Raw genomic sequence first — 16,574 nt, 5'->3', positions numbered from 1 at the left:
AGCCATGACTTTTCATATTTCGTACCCCGCCGAGCTGCCCGTTTCCGAGCGCCGCGAGGACCTGATGGCCGCCATTGCGGCCAACCAGGTGACCATCATTGCCGGCGAGACCGGCTCCGGCAAGACCACCCAGATTCCGAAGATGTGCCTGGAACTGGGCCTGGGCGAGAACGGACTGATCGGGCACACCCAGCCGCGCCGGCTCGCTGCCCGGACGGTGGCTGAACGCATCGCCGAGGAGCTCGGGGTGGAGATCGGCCAGGAAGTGGGCTTCCAGGTCCGCTTCACCGGCGAGGTGAGCCGGTCCACCAAGGTCAAGCTCATGACTGACGGCATCCTGCTGGCCGAGATCCAGCGCGACAAGCTGCTGCGCAAGTACAACGCCATCATCATCGACGAAGCCCACGAGCGCAGCCTCAACATTGACTTCATCCTCGGATACCTCAAGCGGATCCTGCCCCAGCGGCCCGACCTCAAAATCATCATCACGTCCGCCACCATCGACCCCGAGCGGTTCGCCAAGCACTTCGGCACCGAGGAGGATCCTTCCCCCATCATCGAGGTCTCCGGCCGGACGTTCCCGGTGGAAGTCCGGTACCGGCCGCTGTCCCAGCCTGCCGGCCGGGCCGCGTCCGCCGGTGATGATGAAGACAACTCCTCCGACGACGAACTCGAGGAGGACCGCGACCCGCTCGACGCCGTCTGCGACGCCGTCGACGAACTGGCCCTCGAAGCACCGGGCGACATCCTCATCTTCTTCTCCGGCGAGCGCGAAATCCGCGACGCCGCCGAGGCCCTCAACACCAGGATCCAGTCCAACCGGCGGCTGGCCGGCACCGAGGTCCTCCCCCTCTTTGCCCGGTTGAGCCTGCAGGAACAGCACAAGGTATTCCATCCCGGCAGCAAACGGCGGATCGTGCTGGCCACCAACGTCGCGGAAACGTCCCTCACCGTGCCCGGCATCAAATACGTCGTGGACACGGGCACTGCGCGCATTTCGCGGTACTCGCACCGGACCAAGGTGCAGCGGCTTCCCATCGAGCGTGTATCCCAGGCCTCGGCCAACCAGCGTTCCGGGCGCTGCGGCCGTGTCTCCGACGGCATCGCCATCCGCCTGTATTCGGAAGAGGACTACGAGTCCAGGCCCCAGTTCACGGATCCCGAAATCCTGCGCACCAACCTCGCCGCCGTCATCCTGCAGATGACGGCCATGGGCGTGGCCCGCGGTCCCAAGGACGTGGAGAACTTCCCGTTCGTGGAGCCGCCGGACTCGCGCGCCATCAACGACGGCGTCACGCTCCTCCGGGAGCTCGGCGCCTTGACTGCCGCCCGCCCGCAGGAACAGCCTGCCGGAGGTGACGTACACCCGGCCGACCGACGACCCCGCGGCGGCCGCCCCGCCGGCGCCGCGGGCGGAAGGAACGGGGGCGGCCTCACCGCCGTCGGGCAGCAGCTTGCCCAGCTGCCCGTGGACCCGAGGCTCGGCCGGATGATCGTGGAGTCCGGCAAGCGCGGCTGCGTCCGGGAAGTCATGATCCTCGCCGCGGCCCTGACCATCCAGGACCCCCGCGAGCGTCCGACCGACAAGCAGCAGCTCGCAGCGGAAAAGCATGCGCGGTTCCGGGACGAGAACTCGGATTTCACCGGCTTCCTGAATCTCTGGAACTATCTGCAGGAAAAGCAGCAGGAGCTTTCCTCCACGCAGTTCCGCAGGCTTTGCCGCACCGAGTTCATCAACTACCTGCGGGTCCGGGAATGGCAGGACCTGTTCGCGCAGCTCCGCCAGTTGGCCAGGCCCCTGGGCATCAGCCTCGACAACAAGCGCCTCGCCGATCCGGTGGGCCACCATGACGGCATCCACATCAGCCTGCTCTCGGGCCTGCTGAGCCACATTGGCATCCTCGACGAGCGCAAGCGCGAGTACGCCGGCGCCCGCGGCAGCCGGTTCGCGATCTTCCCCGGCTCGGCGCTGTTCAAGAAATCCCCCACGTTCGTGATGGCCGCGGAACTCGTGGAGACGAGCCGGCTGTGGGCCCGCGTCGCGGCGAAGTTCGATCCGCTCTGGGCCGAACAGGTGGCGCCGGACCTCGTCAAGCGCAGCTACAGCGAACCGCACTGGTCCAAGAAAATGGGCTCGGTGATGGCCCACGAGAAGGTCACGCTCTACGGGGTGCCCATCATTCCGAGCCGGCGGATCAACTACGGCAAGGTGGACCCGGAGCTGTGCCGGGAGCTGTTTATCCGGCATGCCCTCGTGGAGGGCGACTGGCAGACGCACCACAAGTTCTTCCACCGCAACCGGGCCCTGCTCCACGAAATCGAAGAGCTCGAGGCCCGGATGCGGCGCCGGGACATCCTGGTGGACGACGAAACCCTGTTCGCGTTCTACGACGCCCGGATCGGCAGGGACGTGGTGTCCGAACGCCACTTCGACAAATGGTGGAAGGACGCGCGCCAGCAGGATCCCGCGCTGCTCGACTTCGACCAGGCGCTGCTGATCAGCGAGGACGCCGATGCCCTCGACGATTCGGCGTACCCGAAGACGCTGCTGCACAAGGGCTTCGAGCTGCCCCTCAGCTACGAGTTCCACCCCGTGGCACCCGGCTCGCCGCCCAACCCGTCCGACGGCGTCACGGCCGAGGTTCCCGTGCTCTTCCTGAACCAGCTGGACGACGCCGCGTTCCGCTGGCTCATTCCGGGCCAGCGGGTGGAACTCGTCACGGCCCTGATCAAGTCGCTGCCCAAGCAGGTGCGCAAAAACTTCGTTCCCGCCCCTGATGTCGCGCGACAGGCCGTGGCCGCACTGGAGGCCGACTTCGATCCCGCCACCGACGAGCTGGAGCCCTCCCTTGAGCTGGTCCTTCGGCGGATCCGGGGGCAGGTCATCCCGCCGGGTTCATGGAACTGGGATGCCGTTCCATCCCACCTTCGCGTGAGTTTCCGGGTGGTCGATTCCAAGGGCAAGACGCTGGATGAAGGCAAGGACCTGGCGGAACTGCAGGAACGGCTTGCCCCGGCCATCAGGCGGGCGATCGCCGAATCCCTAGGGGCAACCCCGGTGACGACCGCCCCCAAGGGCCCGAAGGGCGGACAGGCCGCGCGGTCCCCGCAGAATGCGGGCGGCTTGGCAGCGTCCCCGAACGGGGCGGGCACACCGGGCTTCGCGGAGAAGACGGGCCTGACGGAGTGGAGCTTCGGCACTGTGCAGCGCCAGGTGCAGGGCATGGTGAAGGGTCACACCGTCACCGGCTACCCCGCCCTGGTCGATGAGGGCCCCTCGGTTGCCCTCCGGCTGTTCCAGACCCCGTCCGAACAGGAACAGGCCATGCGCGGTGGCGTCATCCGCCTGCTTGCGCTGAAGGTCCCCGCACCGGACCGCTATGTACTGGAGCACCTGAACAACACTGAGAAGCTGACCTTCAGCCAGAACCCGCACGGCTCCGTGTCTGCCCTGATCGCGGACTGCGCACTGGCCGCTATCGACAAGCTCACGCCGGCCGAACTGCCTTGGGACGAGGCATCCTTCAAGGCCCTGTACGAGCAGGTCCGGGCGGAGCTGATCGACACGGTCTTCACGGTCACCGCGGTCGTCGAACGGATCCTGGCCAGTACGCGCCGCATCGAGAAGCAGCTCAAGGGGACCACCAGCCTGGCCCTGATCAGCGCGCTCAACGACATGAAGAGCCAGCTCGAACAGCTCGTCTTCCCGGGCTTTGTAGCACGCACGGGCTACGCCCAGCTCAGCCAACTGCCGCGCTACCTGGCCGCGATCGAGAAGCGCCTCGATAAACTCCCCGGCAATGTCCAGCGGGACGCCCTGAGCATGGCAGCGGTCCAGGGACTGGAAGACGACTACGACGACGCCGTCTCCGCGCTGCTGCCCGGACGCCGCGCCGGCGCTGAGTTAACGCAGGTGCGCTGGATGATCGAAGAGCTCCGGGTGAGCCTCTTCGCCGTCGAGCTCGGAACTGCCTATTCCGTTTCGGAGAAGCGGATCCGCGCGGTGCTGAACAAGGCACTGGCCCCGGCGTAGCCCCCAAGGGGCAACTACTCACAGAGATGCGCGAACGGACACTTGAGGCCCTTCATCCAAGGGCCTCAAGTGTCCGTTCGCGCTCGATCCGGGCCAGTCGGCGCTCGAATCGTGGCTTGCTCGAATCCCGCATGGCAGGACACCACCATGTCAGGCGGCGGGAACGTGCTCCCCGTGACCAGCCTGGCGGAGCCCTGCGCGGAGTTTCTCGGCGTTGGCGTCCAGCTCAGCAGGATCGGGGTTCTGTTCTGCCGAGCCGAAGTCGTAGTCGGCCATGGAGTTGGACGGCCACACGTGGACATGGAGGTGGTGGACCTCGTATCCGGCCACGATCAGTCCGGCCCGTGCGGCGTCAAAAATATCAACCTGGACCGCGCCGATCTTCTGGGCAACCTCCATTACCCGGGCCAGGAGCGCAGGCGGAGCGTCCGTCCAGCGGTCCACCTCCTCCGTGGGAACCACCAGCGTGTGGCCGTCAGCGAGCGGGCCCATGGTCAGGAACGCCACGACGTCCTCGTCGCGCCAGACGAACCGCCCGGGGATCTCGCCGTTGATGATCTTGGTGAAAACGGTGCTCATGCGTCTGCCTTTTCCGATGGGGTCCCGAGGGTACTGGTGTCCAGGACAAAACGATACTTGACGTCGCCGGCCACCATGCGGTCATACGCCTCGTTCAGCTGGTCGGCGCGCACCACCTCGACGTCGGAAACGACGCCGTGTTCGGCACAGAAGTCCAGCATCTCCTGGGTCTCGGCAATGCCGCCGATCAGCGAGCCCGCGTAGGCGATCCTCCGCCGGATCAGGGTCCCGGGATTGACCGGCGGCATCGCTTCGGACGGCAGGCCCAGTTGGAATAGCGCTCCGTCCAGGCGAAGGGTCCGGAAGTAGGGGTTGAGGTCATGCGGTGCCGCCACCGTGTCGATGATGACGTCGATGCTCCGGTTCGCGGCCGCCATGGACGCTTCGTCGCGGGACAGGATGACGTCGTCGGCGCCAAGTTCGCGGGCTGCGTCGAACTTCGATTCGGAGGTGGTGAACACCTTCACCTCGGCGCCCATGGCCTTGGCCAGCTTGACGGCCATGTGGCCCAGTCCGCCAAGGCCCACCACTCCCACGACGTCCCCGGCCTCGACGTCAAAGTGCCGCAGCGGTGAGTAGGTGGTGATGCCGGCGCAGAGCAGCGGCGCAACGGCGGCGGGGTCAAGGTTTTCGGGCACCCGCAGCACGTAGCGGCGGTCCACCACCACCGAGGTGGCGTAGCCGCCCTGGGTGATGGAGTCCCCGTTGCGGGCGTCCACTGCGCCGTAGGTTCCGGTCATGCCGTTTTCGCAGTATTGTTCCAGGCCGTCCAGGCAGCTGTCGCACTCCCGGCAGGAATCCACCATGCAGCCCACTCCGACGAGGTCGCCCGGGGCGAAATCCGTAACGGCGCCACCCACGCGGCTGACGCGGCCCACGATTTCGTGGCCGGGCACCAGCGGGTATTTCTGCTCGCCCCACTCGCCGCGTGTTGCGTGCACGTCGGAGTGGCAGAGGCCGCAGAATTCGATCGCGATCTCGACGTCGTCGTCCTTCGGAGCCCGGCGGGCGACTGTCAGCGGAACAAGGCCGCGGTCGCTGGCCGTGGCGCCGTACGCTGCGGCCAGCCGGGGGTTTGAAACAGGTGCGGATCCGGGGTCATGGGGGGTCGCTTCAGGGATCGTGGTGCCGGGGATCGGCTTGGCAAGGGGCGGCGGTACGGGTCGTCCGGGAGTCATGCTCCGACGCTACCCCCGTCCCCGGCCATGGTTCCAATCGGAGCCGCGCCACCGGCGCCAGCCTCAGGGAGCCGCCCCCGTGGCAACCTCGTTGGCGGGGTCATTGGACCATTGGGAAAACGAGCCGGGATACAGCGCCGCCGGGAAGCCGGCGATTTCCAGGGCAGCGATTTCGTGCGCGGCCGTAACGCCCGAACCGCAGTAGACGGCGGTGGGGACGTCCGACCGGACCCCGAGGGCGGTGAAACGCTCCCGCAGCTCCTCCGGGGGCAGGAACCGTCCGTCGCTTCCGATGTTCGCGGCCGTGGGGGCACTCACTGCGCCGGGAATGTGCCCGGCCCGCGGATCGACGGGTTCGATCTCACCGCGGTAGCGCTCCCCCGCCCGCGCGTCCAGCAGCACGCCCCGTGCGGACCACTCCGCGGCCTGGGCCGCGTCGATCACCGGCATCGAGCCGTCGGTCAGCGTGACGTCGCCCAGCGAGGCCTGCTCGAGGCCGCCTTCGACGGCGTACCCGGCCGCCCGCCAGGCGGACAGGCCGCCGTCGAGCAGATAGACGTTGGAAAAACCGGCGTTGCGGAGCATCCACCAGAGCCTCGCGGCCGCCGTGCTGCCCGTGTCGTCGTACGCAACCACGACGTCGTGGTCCCGGATGCCCCAGCACCGCGCCGATTCCTGGAACTGCTGAAGCGGCGGCAACGGGTGCCTGCCCTGGCCCGGATCCGCTGGCCCTGCAAGCTCTGTGGGCAGGTCAACGAAGACGGCGCCCGGAATATGGGCCGCCAGGTAGTGCTCGCGGCCGTGGGGATCGCCCAGCGCCCAGCGCACGTCCAGCAGAACGGTGCGCTCGCCGGAGGTCATCCGGTGGTTCAGCGCGGACACGTCCATCAGGGGGTTCATCAAATCTCCTTTGGTTCGGATGACAGGCTGTCCGTGCCGGTGCAGGAAACGCGGGTATCCGTAAGGCTTCCTTGCGGGCGGCCAGCCATTTCCAACTGTAGCCGTGGAGGCCGTCCGTCCCGGGTAGGCTGAATCGGTGAGCAGAGCAGGTAACCGTGTGAGCAGCCAGGACCGCGCCTGGGCCGATGAAGCCGTCCGCAGGATCAACGCCGAAAACAACAGGTCGGCAGACACGCACCTCTACTCCGTTCCGTTGCCGGAACACTGGGGCGTCCAGCTGTACCTGAAGGACGAATCCACGCACCGGTCGGGCAGCCTCAAGCACCGGCTGGCGCGCTCGCTGTTCCTCTTCGGCCTGGTCAACGGCTGGATCCGGGAAGGCACCACCATCGTGGAGGCCTCAAGCGGCAGCACGGCCGTCTCCGAAGCCTACTTTGCCCAGCTACTTGGCCTGCCGTTCATCGCCGTCATGACCCGCACCACCAGCCCGGAGAAGATCGCCCTGATCGAGCAGTTCGGCGGGTCGTGCCTCCTCGTGGATCACGCCTCGGAGGTCTACGCGGCTGCGGAGGAAGTCGCCATGACAACTCGCGGGCATTACATGGACCAGTTCACCTACGCCGAACGGGCCACCGACTGGCGGGGGAACAACAACATCGCCGAGTCCATCTTCCAGCAGCTGTCCCTCGAAGAGCATCCGGTTCCGCGCTGGATCGTGGTGGGGGCGGGCACCGGAGGCACCAGCGCCACCATCGGCAGGTACCTGCGCTACCACCGCCACGACACGGAACTCGCCGTCGTGGACCCGGAGAACTCCGCCTTCTACCCCGGCTGGAGGGACGGCGTCGCCGGCTTCAGCACCGGGATGCCGTCACGCATCGAGGGAATCGGCCGCCCGCGGATGGAGCCAAGCTTCGTGCCCGCCGTGATCGACCACATGATCCAGGTGCCCGATGCCGCGTCGGTGGCCGCGATGCGGCACCTGCAGGATCTTGCCGGCCTGCATGCCGGCCCGTCCACCGGGACCAATCTCTGGGGCGTGTGGCAGCTGATCGCTGAAATGATCGCGGACGGAACGCGGGGCAGCGTGGTCTCGCTCATGTGCGACGCCGGTGACCGGTACGCGGGCAGCTACTACAACGACACGTGGCTGCAGGCGCGCGGCCTGGACCCGAGGCCGCATGAAGCCACCCTCAAGGATTTCTTCGAAACCGGAACCTGGCCGGTCGGGACCTAGACCTCCACTGAATCGCCGCTGGCGAGGTGTGCATACTCGGTGCCGTACTTGGCCCCCAGCCGCTTCACGTGCCCTTCAATCAGGCCGAGTCCGGTTTCATTGAGCAGGGCATCGTGGATGGGGAACGCCTTGCCGGCGCGGACGCCGATGACGAAGTCCACCACCTCACCCACTTTGTTCCAGGGTGCGTGCACCGGGACCAGGAGGGTCCGGACAGCAACGCCGTCCGGTATCACAAAGGAGTCCCCGGGGTGGTACACATTGGAGTCGATCAGGTACCCGATGTTGGCCACCACGGGGATCTGGGGGTGGATCAGCGCGTGTTGCCCGCCGAAGGTCCGCACGTCGAATCCGACGGCGCGGAATGTCGAGCCCGGGTCCACATCATGGATCCGCGGGGCCGCGAACGGCGCCTCGGACCGCAACTTCGCGGCAACGCCGGCGGGGGCAAAGACCTGCAGCGCATCATTGCCCTGCAGTGCCGAGGCCACGGCCGGGACATCAACATGGTCGCCGTGTTCGTGGGTGATCAGGACCGCCCCGGCACCGTCGAGGGCCAGGTCGGTTTCGGAGAACGTGCCTGGGTCCAGCACGAGCGCCTGGCCGTCCTTATCCAACCGGACGCACGCGTGGGTGTACTTGGTCAGCTTCATGGAGCCAGCCTAGGGTGGCCCGCACGACAGTGTCCATGAACGGCAGTGTCCATGGACCCCGGCTGGTAATCTAGGACATTGCCAACACCCCTCAGGGAAGCGAGTCCATCCATGGCCCACGGCGCCAAAGCCGACGGCACGAAGCTAGCCGCACCGGCTGCCACCGGAGGCAGGGAGCAGCGTGTCACCAAGCAGCGACTGGCGGTGAGCGCCGCCCTGGACGAGCTTGACGACTTCGTCAGCACCCAGGAGCTCTACCGCATCCTACAGAACCAGGGCACCTCCGTGTCGCTGGCCACGGCCTACCGGATCCTGCAGTCGCTGGCCGATGACGGACTGGTGGATGTCCTGCGAAACGGCGAGGGCGAGGCCGTGTACCGGAGGTGCGCCGTCACGGGCCACCACCATCACCTGCTGTGCCGAAACTGCGGCAAGGCTGTGGAAGTCGAGGCTCCCGCAGTAGAGACCTGGGCCGCACGGACTGCAGCGGAGCACGGCTACACCGAAGTGGCCCACACCGTTGAGATCTACGGCCTGTGCCCGGACTGCACGGCGCGGAAGGCCGCCGCAGGCTAGGCGGAAAAGCCGCAGGATAGGTCTGCAGCTAGGCCGCTCCGGCCTCCGCCGGCAGCACGCGTCCGTTCAGGCCGCGCCCGGCCCGCACACCGCCGATGATCCGGCACACAACGTAGATCAGGAATGACAGCGTGGTCACGTACGGGCTGATGGGAATCCGGCCGCCCAGGGCAAGCATGATCCCGCCCACCGTGGCTGTCACGGCGAAGGCCACGCTGAGCGTCACCACGAGCCGGGGCGAGGACGTCACCCGGAGCGCCGCGGCCGCAGGCGTGATCAGCAACGCGAGCACCAGCAGCGCCCCCACCACCTGGATGGACAGCGCCACGCTGATTCCCAGCAGCACCATGAAGCCGATGCCCAGCGTCCGGACGGGCACGCCCCGCGCTTCCGCCACTTCCGGGTCCACGCTCGCGAAGGTGAGTGGACGCCAGATGGCCACCAGCGCAATCATCACCACAACGGCCGCCGTGGCAAGCACCTGGAGCTGGACCGTGTCCACGGACACGATCTGCCCGGTCAGGAGGCCGAACTTGTTTGAAGCCCGCCCCTCGTACAGCGAGAGGAAGAGGATGCCCAGGCCAAGGCCGAACGGCATGATCACGCCAATGATGGAATTCTTGTCCCGGGCACGGACGCCCATCACGCCCAGGAGCAGGGCCGCGAGCACTGAACCGATGAGGGATCCGAAAACAATGTCCGCCCCGATGAGCAGCGCAAAGGCAGCGCCGGCGAAGGACAACTCGGAGATTCCGTGGACCGCGAAGGCGAGGTCGCGCTTCATCACGAAGGTGCCCATGAGCCCGCCGAGGAGCCCGAGCAGGGCACCTGCCCAGATGGAGTTCTGCACCAGGACCAGGAGCTCGCCGTAGTTCTCGAAATTGAAAATGGCACGGAGAATACTGTCGAAGTCCAATTAGCCCAGCTCCCCTGCCACGGAATGCGCATCCTCGTGGTGGTGCGTCGCCGCCTCGGGCAGCCCCACCACGATCATCCGGCCGTTGGCGTGGATCACTTCCACCCGGCTGCCGTAGAGCCCGGAGAGCACCTCGGTAGTCATCACTTCGGATGGCTTGCCCACCCGGAACCGTCCGCCCGCAAGGTAGAGGACGCGGTCCACGTAATCGATGATCGGGTTGATCTCGTGCGTGACGAAGACCACGGCACTGTCCTGGCTGCGGCATTGCTTGTTGATCAGTGCGCTGACAGCCTGCTGATGCTGAAGGTCCAAGGAGAGCAACGGCTCGTCGCACAGGAGAACCTGCGGATCGGCGGCCAGCGACTGGGCCACCCTGAGCCGCTGTTGTTCGCCGCCGGAGAGCTGGCCCACCGGCACCTTGGCGTACTCTGCCGCGCCGACGAGGTCCAACAGCTCATCGATCCTGCGGTTGGCCTTGGCCGCGCCCAGACGGAGTCCCCAGCGGTGGCCGTCGACGCCGAGTCCCACAAGGTCGCGGGCGCGCAGGGGTGTGTCCGGTGCGAAGGATTTCTGCTGCGGAATGTAGCCGATCAGGTTGCTGCCCCGTTCCACGGGGCGGCCGCCTAACCTGGCCGACCCGGAATGGAGTTCCTGGAGTCCCAGCAGGACCTTCAGGAACGTGGTCTTGCCGCTGCCGTTCGGGCCGAGGACGGCAAAGAACTCGCCGGGATTGATGTCGAGGTCCAGGTCCTCCCAGAGCGTCCGTTTGCCGAACTTCAGGGTGGCTCCGCGGAGGCTCACTACCGGTTTCAACGTTCTTTATCCTCGATTCATGCGGGGCGAAGCGCCCCCACCATCTTAGGACGGCCCGTCCAAGGATGGTTCACTCCGGCACGGTCCGATGCCGGCGGCCCAGTTGGGGCGGTTTGCCTGCGGCGGGCTACTTGCCCAGCGCCTGCTTGATGCTGTCCACATTGGCGCTCATCCACTGAACGTACGTCTTCCCGTCGGGAAGGGTTTCGCTGAAGTCCAGCACCGGAACGCCGGCCGCTTCGGCTGCTTTCTTGAGGGCCTGCGTCTGCGGGCCTTCCGTCTGCGTGTTGTACGCCAGGAACTTTATGTCTTTTGAACCTGCCAGTTCCGTGGCTTCCTTGAGGACCGCGGGCGGCACGTCGGAATCTTCCTCGATCGCCGCAGTGTAATCCGCCGGGGTTTTGTTCACCAGGCCGGCGGCCTCGAGCAGGTAAAGGGGAACGGGTTCCGTAACGGCGACAGGTGCCTGGCCGGCCGTGGGCGTGAGTCCGGTGACCTGGGCCTTCAGCCCGGAGATCTCCTGCTTGAACTCGGCGGCATTGGTTTTGAAGGCTGGCGCTGAGGCCGGCTCCAGCGATGCGAGTTTGGCCTCCACGGCGTCGGCCAGCTTGGTCATGGCATCGAGGCTGTACCAGACATGTTCGTTGAAGGCTCCGTGGTCATGGGAGTGTCCGTGCTCATCCTCCTCGGCCGTGGAACCGGCGGCCGGCTCCTCCTCGGGTGCGAGCCCGGACACCTCGACAGCGCTGATGATGTTGTCATGGCCCAGGTTGCTGTCGTCGGCCAGTTTGTGGATGAAATCGTCATAGCCGCCGCCGTTTTCAACCACCAGTTTGGCCTTGGAGACCGCCAGTTTGTCCTGCGTGGTGGCCTCGTAGGAATGCGGATCCTGGCTTGCCTTGGTGATGAGCGCCTTGACGTTGACTTTGTCGCCGCCGATTTCGCGGACGATGTCCCCGTAGACGTTCGTGGAGGTGACAACCTCGATGGCGCCGGAACCCTCCTGCTGGCCGCCCGCCGTCGTACTGCAGGCTGACAACAGCAGGCTCAGGCCGGTGAGGGCGGTGACAGAAAGGACGGCTGAACGGCGCACGGAAGAACCTCTGATCTGGTTATCTGGACTGGCTACATGAGAATCAGGAGCATTAGCAACAAGTCGAGTGTAGCCCTAAATGGGAATGATTCCTATTTAGGGCTACCCCGGCAACATGCGTCCGCTGGCCGGCTACTCCCCGTCGGGCTGACCCAGGCGGCGGATGCCCTTCGCCTGGGTGGCATCGCGGATCTCGCCCACCAGCTGCTCGATCACGTCTTCCAGGAACAAAACGCCGCCGGTGTTTCCGTCCGGTCCAATGACACGCGCCAGGTGCGAACCGGTGCGCTGCATCACGGACATGGCCTTCTCGATCTCGTCGTCCATGGACAGGTTCGCCAGGGACCTGATCCGGCTTTCCGCAACCGGATGCTCGTAGTCGCTTTCCGGGATGGACAGCACATCCTTGATGTGGAGGTAGCCCGAAAGCATGCCGTCCTCGTCCATCATCGGGAAACGGGAGAATCCGGTCCGGCTGACGGCCTTTTCGAACTCGACCGGCGTGGTGGCCGCTTTCATCATGACCAGCTTGTCCAGCGGGACCATGATGTCGGATGCCGTATGTTCCGAGAACTCCAAGGCTCCGGTGATCAGCCCTGCATCATCGTCCACCAGCCCGTGCCGGGTGGATTCCTGCACGATCGACTGGACTTCCTCCAGCGTGAACGAGGAGTTGACCTCATCCTTGGGTTCGATCCGCATCAGCCGCAGAATGTGGTTTGCGGACCAGTTGAGGGCCACAATCGCCGGATTCACGAGCCGAGCAATGAACATGAGCGGCGGTGCCAGCAACAAGGCGGCCTTGTCCGCGACGGAAACCGAAATATTCTTCGGCACCATCTCGCCGAAGGTCACATGCAGGAAGGTCACCACAAGAAGCGCCACGGTGAACGCCACGACATCTGCGATTTCCATCGGCAGGCCCACTGCTTCCAGGGGCACCGCCATCAGGTGGTGGATCGCAGGTTCAGCGACCTGCAGGATCAGCAGTGAACAGACCGTAATGCCCAGCTGCGCACAGGCCAGCATCAGCGAGACATTCTCCATGGCCCTCAACGTGGTCTGGGCCCGGATGGACCCGGCTTCCGCCAACGGCTCGATCTGGCTCCGGCGCGCCGACATCACCGCGAACTCCGCGGCCACGAAGAAGGCGTTGCCGATCAGGAGGACTACAAGCCACAGGATTCCTGCCCAGTCGCTCATGCGGTGCCTCCCCTGCCGGCAACATGCTGTTCGCCGTGCACCGGCGATGGCTTGAAGCAGATCCGGTCGATCCGGCGTCCCTCCATGCGGGTCACGCTTAGCGTTCCGCCTCCGACGTCGACGGTGTCCCCCACCACCGCGATCCGTCCAAGCTGGCTCATCACATAGCCGCCGACAGTTTCGTAGGCGGACTCGTCAGGAACAGTCAGTCCCGGAATCTGCTCGGAGAGCTCATCCGGGCGCAGCAGGCCCGGGAAGTACCAGTCGCCGGAAGCGCTCTGGAGGAGCCCCGGCCTGACTTTGTCGTGTTCATCCGCGACTTCGCCGACGATTTCCTCGACGAGGTCTTCCAGCGTTGCAATGCCGGCCGTGCCGCCGTATTCGTCCAGCACGACGGCGAGCTGCAGGTTTCCTTCCCGCAGTTCAGCCAACAGGGCATCCAGGTGGATGGTTTCGGGCACCCTCAGCACATCCGTCATGATGGCGCCGGCTTCGAGGTTGGCGCGCCGGTCCCACGGAACGGCGATCGCTTTCTTCACGTGGACCAGGCCGCGTATGTCATCAGCGGATTCACCGATGATCGGGAAACGCGAATATCCGGTGCGCTTCGCGGCGTCCACGATGTCCGAAACCGGCTGTTCGGCTGCAATGGTCTCCACCCGGATCCGGGGCGTCATAACGTCCGCGGCCGTACGGCCGGAGAACTTGAGCGTCCGGTCGATAAAGTTGGCCGTTCCGGCGTCGAGCGTTCCCATGGCGGCGGAGCGCCGCACCAGGGATGCCAGTTCCGCGGGTGTCCGCGCACCGGAGATCTCCTCCTTGGCCTCCAGTCCGAAGACGTTCAGCACCTTGTTGGAGAACCCGTTCAGCACGATGATGGCCGGCTTGAAGATGGCGGTGAAGACCAACTGCGGGCGGGCAACGGCTTTGCCGATGGGCAGCGAGAGGGCGATGGCCATGTTCTTGGGGACCAGTTCGCCGATCAGCATCGACAACAGGGTGGCGATGGTCATGGCCAGCACCAGGGAAATCGAGGCAGCTGCTGCCTCGGGGACGCCGGCCACCGTCAGCGGACCTTCCAGTAGCTGTCCGACGGACGGTTCCATGACGTAACCGGTCAGCAGTGTGGTCAGGGTAATGCCGAGCTGGCAGCTCGAAAGTTGCGTGGACAGCGATTTGAGGCATTTGAGCAGCGGCACGGCCGCGGCATCGCCATTGTCCACGGCCCGCTGGACCGTGGCCTGGTCAAGGGCGACGAGGGAAAACTCGACGGCGACGAAGAAGCCCGTGCCAAGGATGAGCAGGATGCCTGCTCCAAGCAGTAACCATTCCATTAGCGCCTTGCCTCCGGAGATCCGGGGAAAAGTCCGCTTTCGGGGTCACCAGTCGCCGAGGACCCGGCGGGTGAAGGGGAGGAGATGTTGCCGGGGAGCCTGGCCGGCGGAGGATGGTCAGCCGGTGCCGACCCTGTTTCCTTAAAGGCTGCGGCGTGGTGAACTGCTGCAGAGTGATGGGCGCGTGAACGGGGTTTGCCGGCTCTGTGGGTTGGCTGCGGGGAGCTGGTGTTCCTGCTCCGCTGACAGCCCCCAGGCCGGCACCTAGATTTACTGTCCATAAGAATTTCAGTCTACAGGAGCAGATGCGGCGCACAGGAGCGGCCGGCAGACGCCTGCAGTCCCTCCCTGCCGGTCCAGCCGGCAGTCCCTCACCAGCTTTGCGGAACGGGCCGGCCTTCCTCATAACCGGCCGCCGACTGGATTCCGGCAACGGCACGCTCACGGAAACCGGCGAGGTCGGCGGCCCCGGCGTAGCTCATGGAACTGCGAAGCCCCGCCGTGATCATGTCCACGAGGTCCTCAACACCCGGCCGGGCGGGGTCCAGGTACATGCGCGACGTGGAAATGCCTTCCTCGAAGAGCGCCTTGCGATCTTTCTCGAAAGCGCCCTCGCCCTGGTTCCGGTTCTGCACCGCCCTGGCCGACGCCATGCCGAAACTCTCCTTATACAGGCGGCCGTTCACATCGGGCTGCAGGTCCCCCGGGCTTTCGTGCGTCCCTGCGAACCACGAGCCAATCATGACCTGGCTTGCCCCGGCCGCCAGCGCCAGGGCCACGTCACGCGGATACCGCACGCCGCCGTCCGCCCAGATCCGCCCTCCGGCGGCGCGTGCCGCAGCAGCGCACTCCAGCACGGCGGAGAGCTGGGGTCGGCCCACGGCCGTCATCATGCGGGTGGTGCACATGGCACCCGGGCCAACTCCCACCTTGACGATATTCGCGCCGGCGTCGATCAGTTCCCGGGTGGCATCGGCGGTCACGACGTTGCCGGCCACGAGCGGAACCGTGGGGTTCAGGCTGCGGACGGCCGCCAGGGCGTCGAACATTTTCTGCTGGTGCCCGTGGGCCGTATCGATGACGAGCACGTCCACCCCGGCGGCCAGCAGTTCCGCTGCCCGGCCCGCCACATCACCGTTGATTCCGACGGCGGCAGCCACCTTGAGCTTCCCCGCAGCGTCCAGCAGTGGCCGGTAGATCGTGGAACGAAGGGCGCCCTTGCGGGTGAGGACGCCAGCGAGGGAACCGCCGAGCTGAACGGGGGCGAAGTCCGTGCCCGCGGAGTCCATGACCCCGAAAGCCGCCCGGAGGGAGGCTTCACGGGCGGCGGAGCCTGCTCCAGCCCCCTCCGCGGCACCGGCTTCGAACGCGGCGGCGTCGAGCACCAGGGCCTGCCGCATGACCGACGCGAGGGAGGCAAAACGGTCCTGCCCCTCGCAGTCCGCCGCACGGACCACGCCGGCAACCTTGCCGGCGTCATCCACCACCACCACTGCGCCGTGCGGCCGTTTGCCCATCAGGTGGAGGGCATCGATGACCGTTTCCGAGGCCAGCAGGCTCACCGGCGTTTCGAACACCCTGTGGCGGGACTTGATCCAGGCTGTGACGTCCCGGAGTACCTCCAGCGGAACGTCCTGCGGCAGGACTGCCAGCCCGCCGCGGCGGGCCATCGTCTCGGCCATCCGTTTTCCGGTCACGGCTGTCATGTTGGCCACCACCAGCGGGATGGATGATCCGGTGCCGTCGTCGGCCGCGAGGTCCACATCCAGCCGCGATGTCACGTCCGAACGCGAGGGCACCAGGAAGGCGTCCGAATAAGTCAGGTCGGTTGACGGTTCACTCAAAAAACGCACGGCTGCTCCTCGTCGAAAAGGGGTTCTCAGTCCGAGTCTAGGCGAGAGGCCGGCCCCCAGCGGGACGGCTCCGGAGACGGCTCCGGAGACTGCTCCGGAGGCTTATTTCCGCAATAGTTTCGCCTCTACATGATTTGGGTCACCCTTATTGGCAGTTAACCAAGAATCGTCACTAGACTGGCAAAGGTCTGGGTTCACAGGAC

At 66.1% G+C, this 16,574-nt stretch carries 13 protein-coding genes; 3 read left to right on the top strand and 10 right to left on the bottom strand.

Features of this window, described 5'->3' with window-relative positions:
* Positions 1 to 4 precede the first annotated feature (4 nt).
* The gene (hrpA, locus tag J2S97_RS02375; RefSeq protein ID WP_307046200.1) at positions 5 to 4,033 is read left to right on the top strand and encodes an ATP-dependent RNA helicase HrpA; all 4,029 of its coding nucleotides are present in this window, start codon (positions 5 to 7) and stop codon (positions 4,031 to 4,033) included.
* 150 nt (positions 4,034 to 4,183) lie between these two features.
* Here hrpA and J2S97_RS02370 read toward each other — a convergent pair whose 3' ends face one another.
* The 3 genes from J2S97_RS02370 to J2S97_RS02360 all read right to left on the bottom strand — a co-directional run bounded on the left by J2S97_RS02370 (position 4,184) and on the right by J2S97_RS02360 (position 6,690).
* Positions 4,184 to 4,612, bottom strand: a complete 429-nt coding sequence (locus J2S97_RS02370) for an HIT family protein (protein WP_307046198.1) — start codon at positions 4,610 to 4,612, stop codon at positions 4,184 to 4,186.
* Entirely contained in the window at positions 4,609 to 5,790 is a 1,182-nt protein-coding gene (locus tag J2S97_RS02365) for an NAD(P)-dependent alcohol dehydrogenase (protein WP_307046196.1), read from the bottom strand. Before J2S97_RS02365 ends, J2S97_RS02370 begins: the two co-directional genes overlap by 4 nt.
* 63 nt (positions 5,791 to 5,853) lie before the next feature.
* Positions 5,854 to 6,690, bottom strand: a complete 837-nt coding sequence (locus J2S97_RS02360; RefSeq protein ID WP_307046194.1) for a sulfurtransferase — start codon at positions 6,688 to 6,690, stop codon at positions 5,854 to 5,856.
* Positions 6,691 to 6,826: 136 nt separating this feature from the next.
* On the opposite strand from J2S97_RS02360, the gene J2S97_RS02355 reads away from it, so the two are divergent.
* Positions 6,827 to 7,927 carry a PLP-dependent cysteine synthase family protein gene (locus J2S97_RS02355; RefSeq protein ID WP_307046192.1) on the top strand — a complete coding sequence of 367 codons (1,101 nt, stop codon included), beginning with the start codon at positions 6,827 to 6,829 and terminating at the stop codon, positions 7,925 to 7,927.
* Here the strand turns inward: J2S97_RS02355 and J2S97_RS02350 are convergent.
* On the bottom strand, positions 7,924 to 8,580 hold the full coding sequence (locus J2S97_RS02350; RefSeq protein ID WP_307046190.1) for an MBL fold metallo-hydrolase: 657 nt from the start codon (positions 8,578 to 8,580) through the stop codon (positions 7,924 to 7,926). The two genes, J2S97_RS02355 and J2S97_RS02350, sit on opposite strands and share 4 nt — an antisense overlap.
* Positions 8,581 to 8,691: 111 nt before the next feature.
* Here J2S97_RS02350 and J2S97_RS02345 point away from each other — a divergent pair, with 111 nt between their 5' ends.
* Positions 8,692 to 9,156, top strand: a complete 465-nt coding sequence (locus tag J2S97_RS02345) for a Fur family transcriptional regulator (protein WP_104172316.1) — start codon at positions 8,692 to 8,694, stop codon at positions 9,154 to 9,156.
* Positions 9,157 to 9,184: 28 nt separating this feature from the next.
* Here J2S97_RS02345 and J2S97_RS02340 read toward each other — a convergent pair whose 3' ends face one another.
* The 6 genes from J2S97_RS02340 to J2S97_RS02315 form a co-directional block, all read right to left on the bottom strand.
* Positions 9,185 to 10,072, bottom strand: a complete 888-nt coding sequence (locus J2S97_RS02340; RefSeq protein WP_307046188.1) for a metal ABC transporter permease — start codon at positions 10,070 to 10,072, stop codon at positions 9,185 to 9,187.
* Positions 10,073 to 10,876, bottom strand: coding sequence for a metal ABC transporter ATP-binding protein (locus J2S97_RS02335; protein ID WP_307046186.1), 804 nt, complete (start codon positions 10,874 to 10,876; stop codon positions 10,073 to 10,075).
* A 139-nt stretch (positions 10,877 to 11,015) separates the two neighbouring features.
* The gene (locus J2S97_RS02330) at positions 11,016 to 11,981 is read right to left on the bottom strand and encodes a metal ABC transporter solute-binding protein, Zn/Mn family (protein WP_307046184.1); all 966 of its coding nucleotides are present in this window, start codon (positions 11,979 to 11,981) and stop codon (positions 11,016 to 11,018) included.
* Between the two features lie 132 nt (positions 11,982 to 12,113).
* Positions 12,114 to 13,184, bottom strand: coding sequence for a hemolysin family protein (locus J2S97_RS02325; RefSeq protein WP_307046182.1), 1,071 nt, complete (start codon positions 13,182 to 13,184; stop codon positions 12,114 to 12,116).
* A complete protein-coding gene (locus J2S97_RS02320; protein ID WP_307046180.1) occupies positions 13,181 to 14,518 on the bottom strand; it encodes a hemolysin family protein in 1,338 nt (445 codons plus the stop codon). Before J2S97_RS02320 ends, J2S97_RS02325 begins: the two co-directional genes overlap by 4 nt.
* Positions 14,519 to 14,889: 371 nt before the next feature.
* Positions 14,890 to 16,371 carry a GuaB1 family IMP dehydrogenase-related protein gene (locus tag J2S97_RS02315; RefSeq protein WP_307046178.1) on the bottom strand — a complete coding sequence of 494 codons (1,482 nt, stop codon included), beginning with the start codon at positions 16,369 to 16,371 and terminating at the stop codon, positions 14,890 to 14,892.
* Between the last annotated feature and the right edge of the window lie 203 nt (positions 16,372 to 16,574).

The organism is Arthrobacter oryzae (assembly GCF_030812315.1).
Classification (GTDB): domain Bacteria; phylum Actinomycetota; class Actinomycetes; order Actinomycetales; family Micrococcaceae; genus Arthrobacter; species Arthrobacter oryzae_B.
This window is presented reverse-complemented; position numbering and strand designations above follow the sequence as displayed.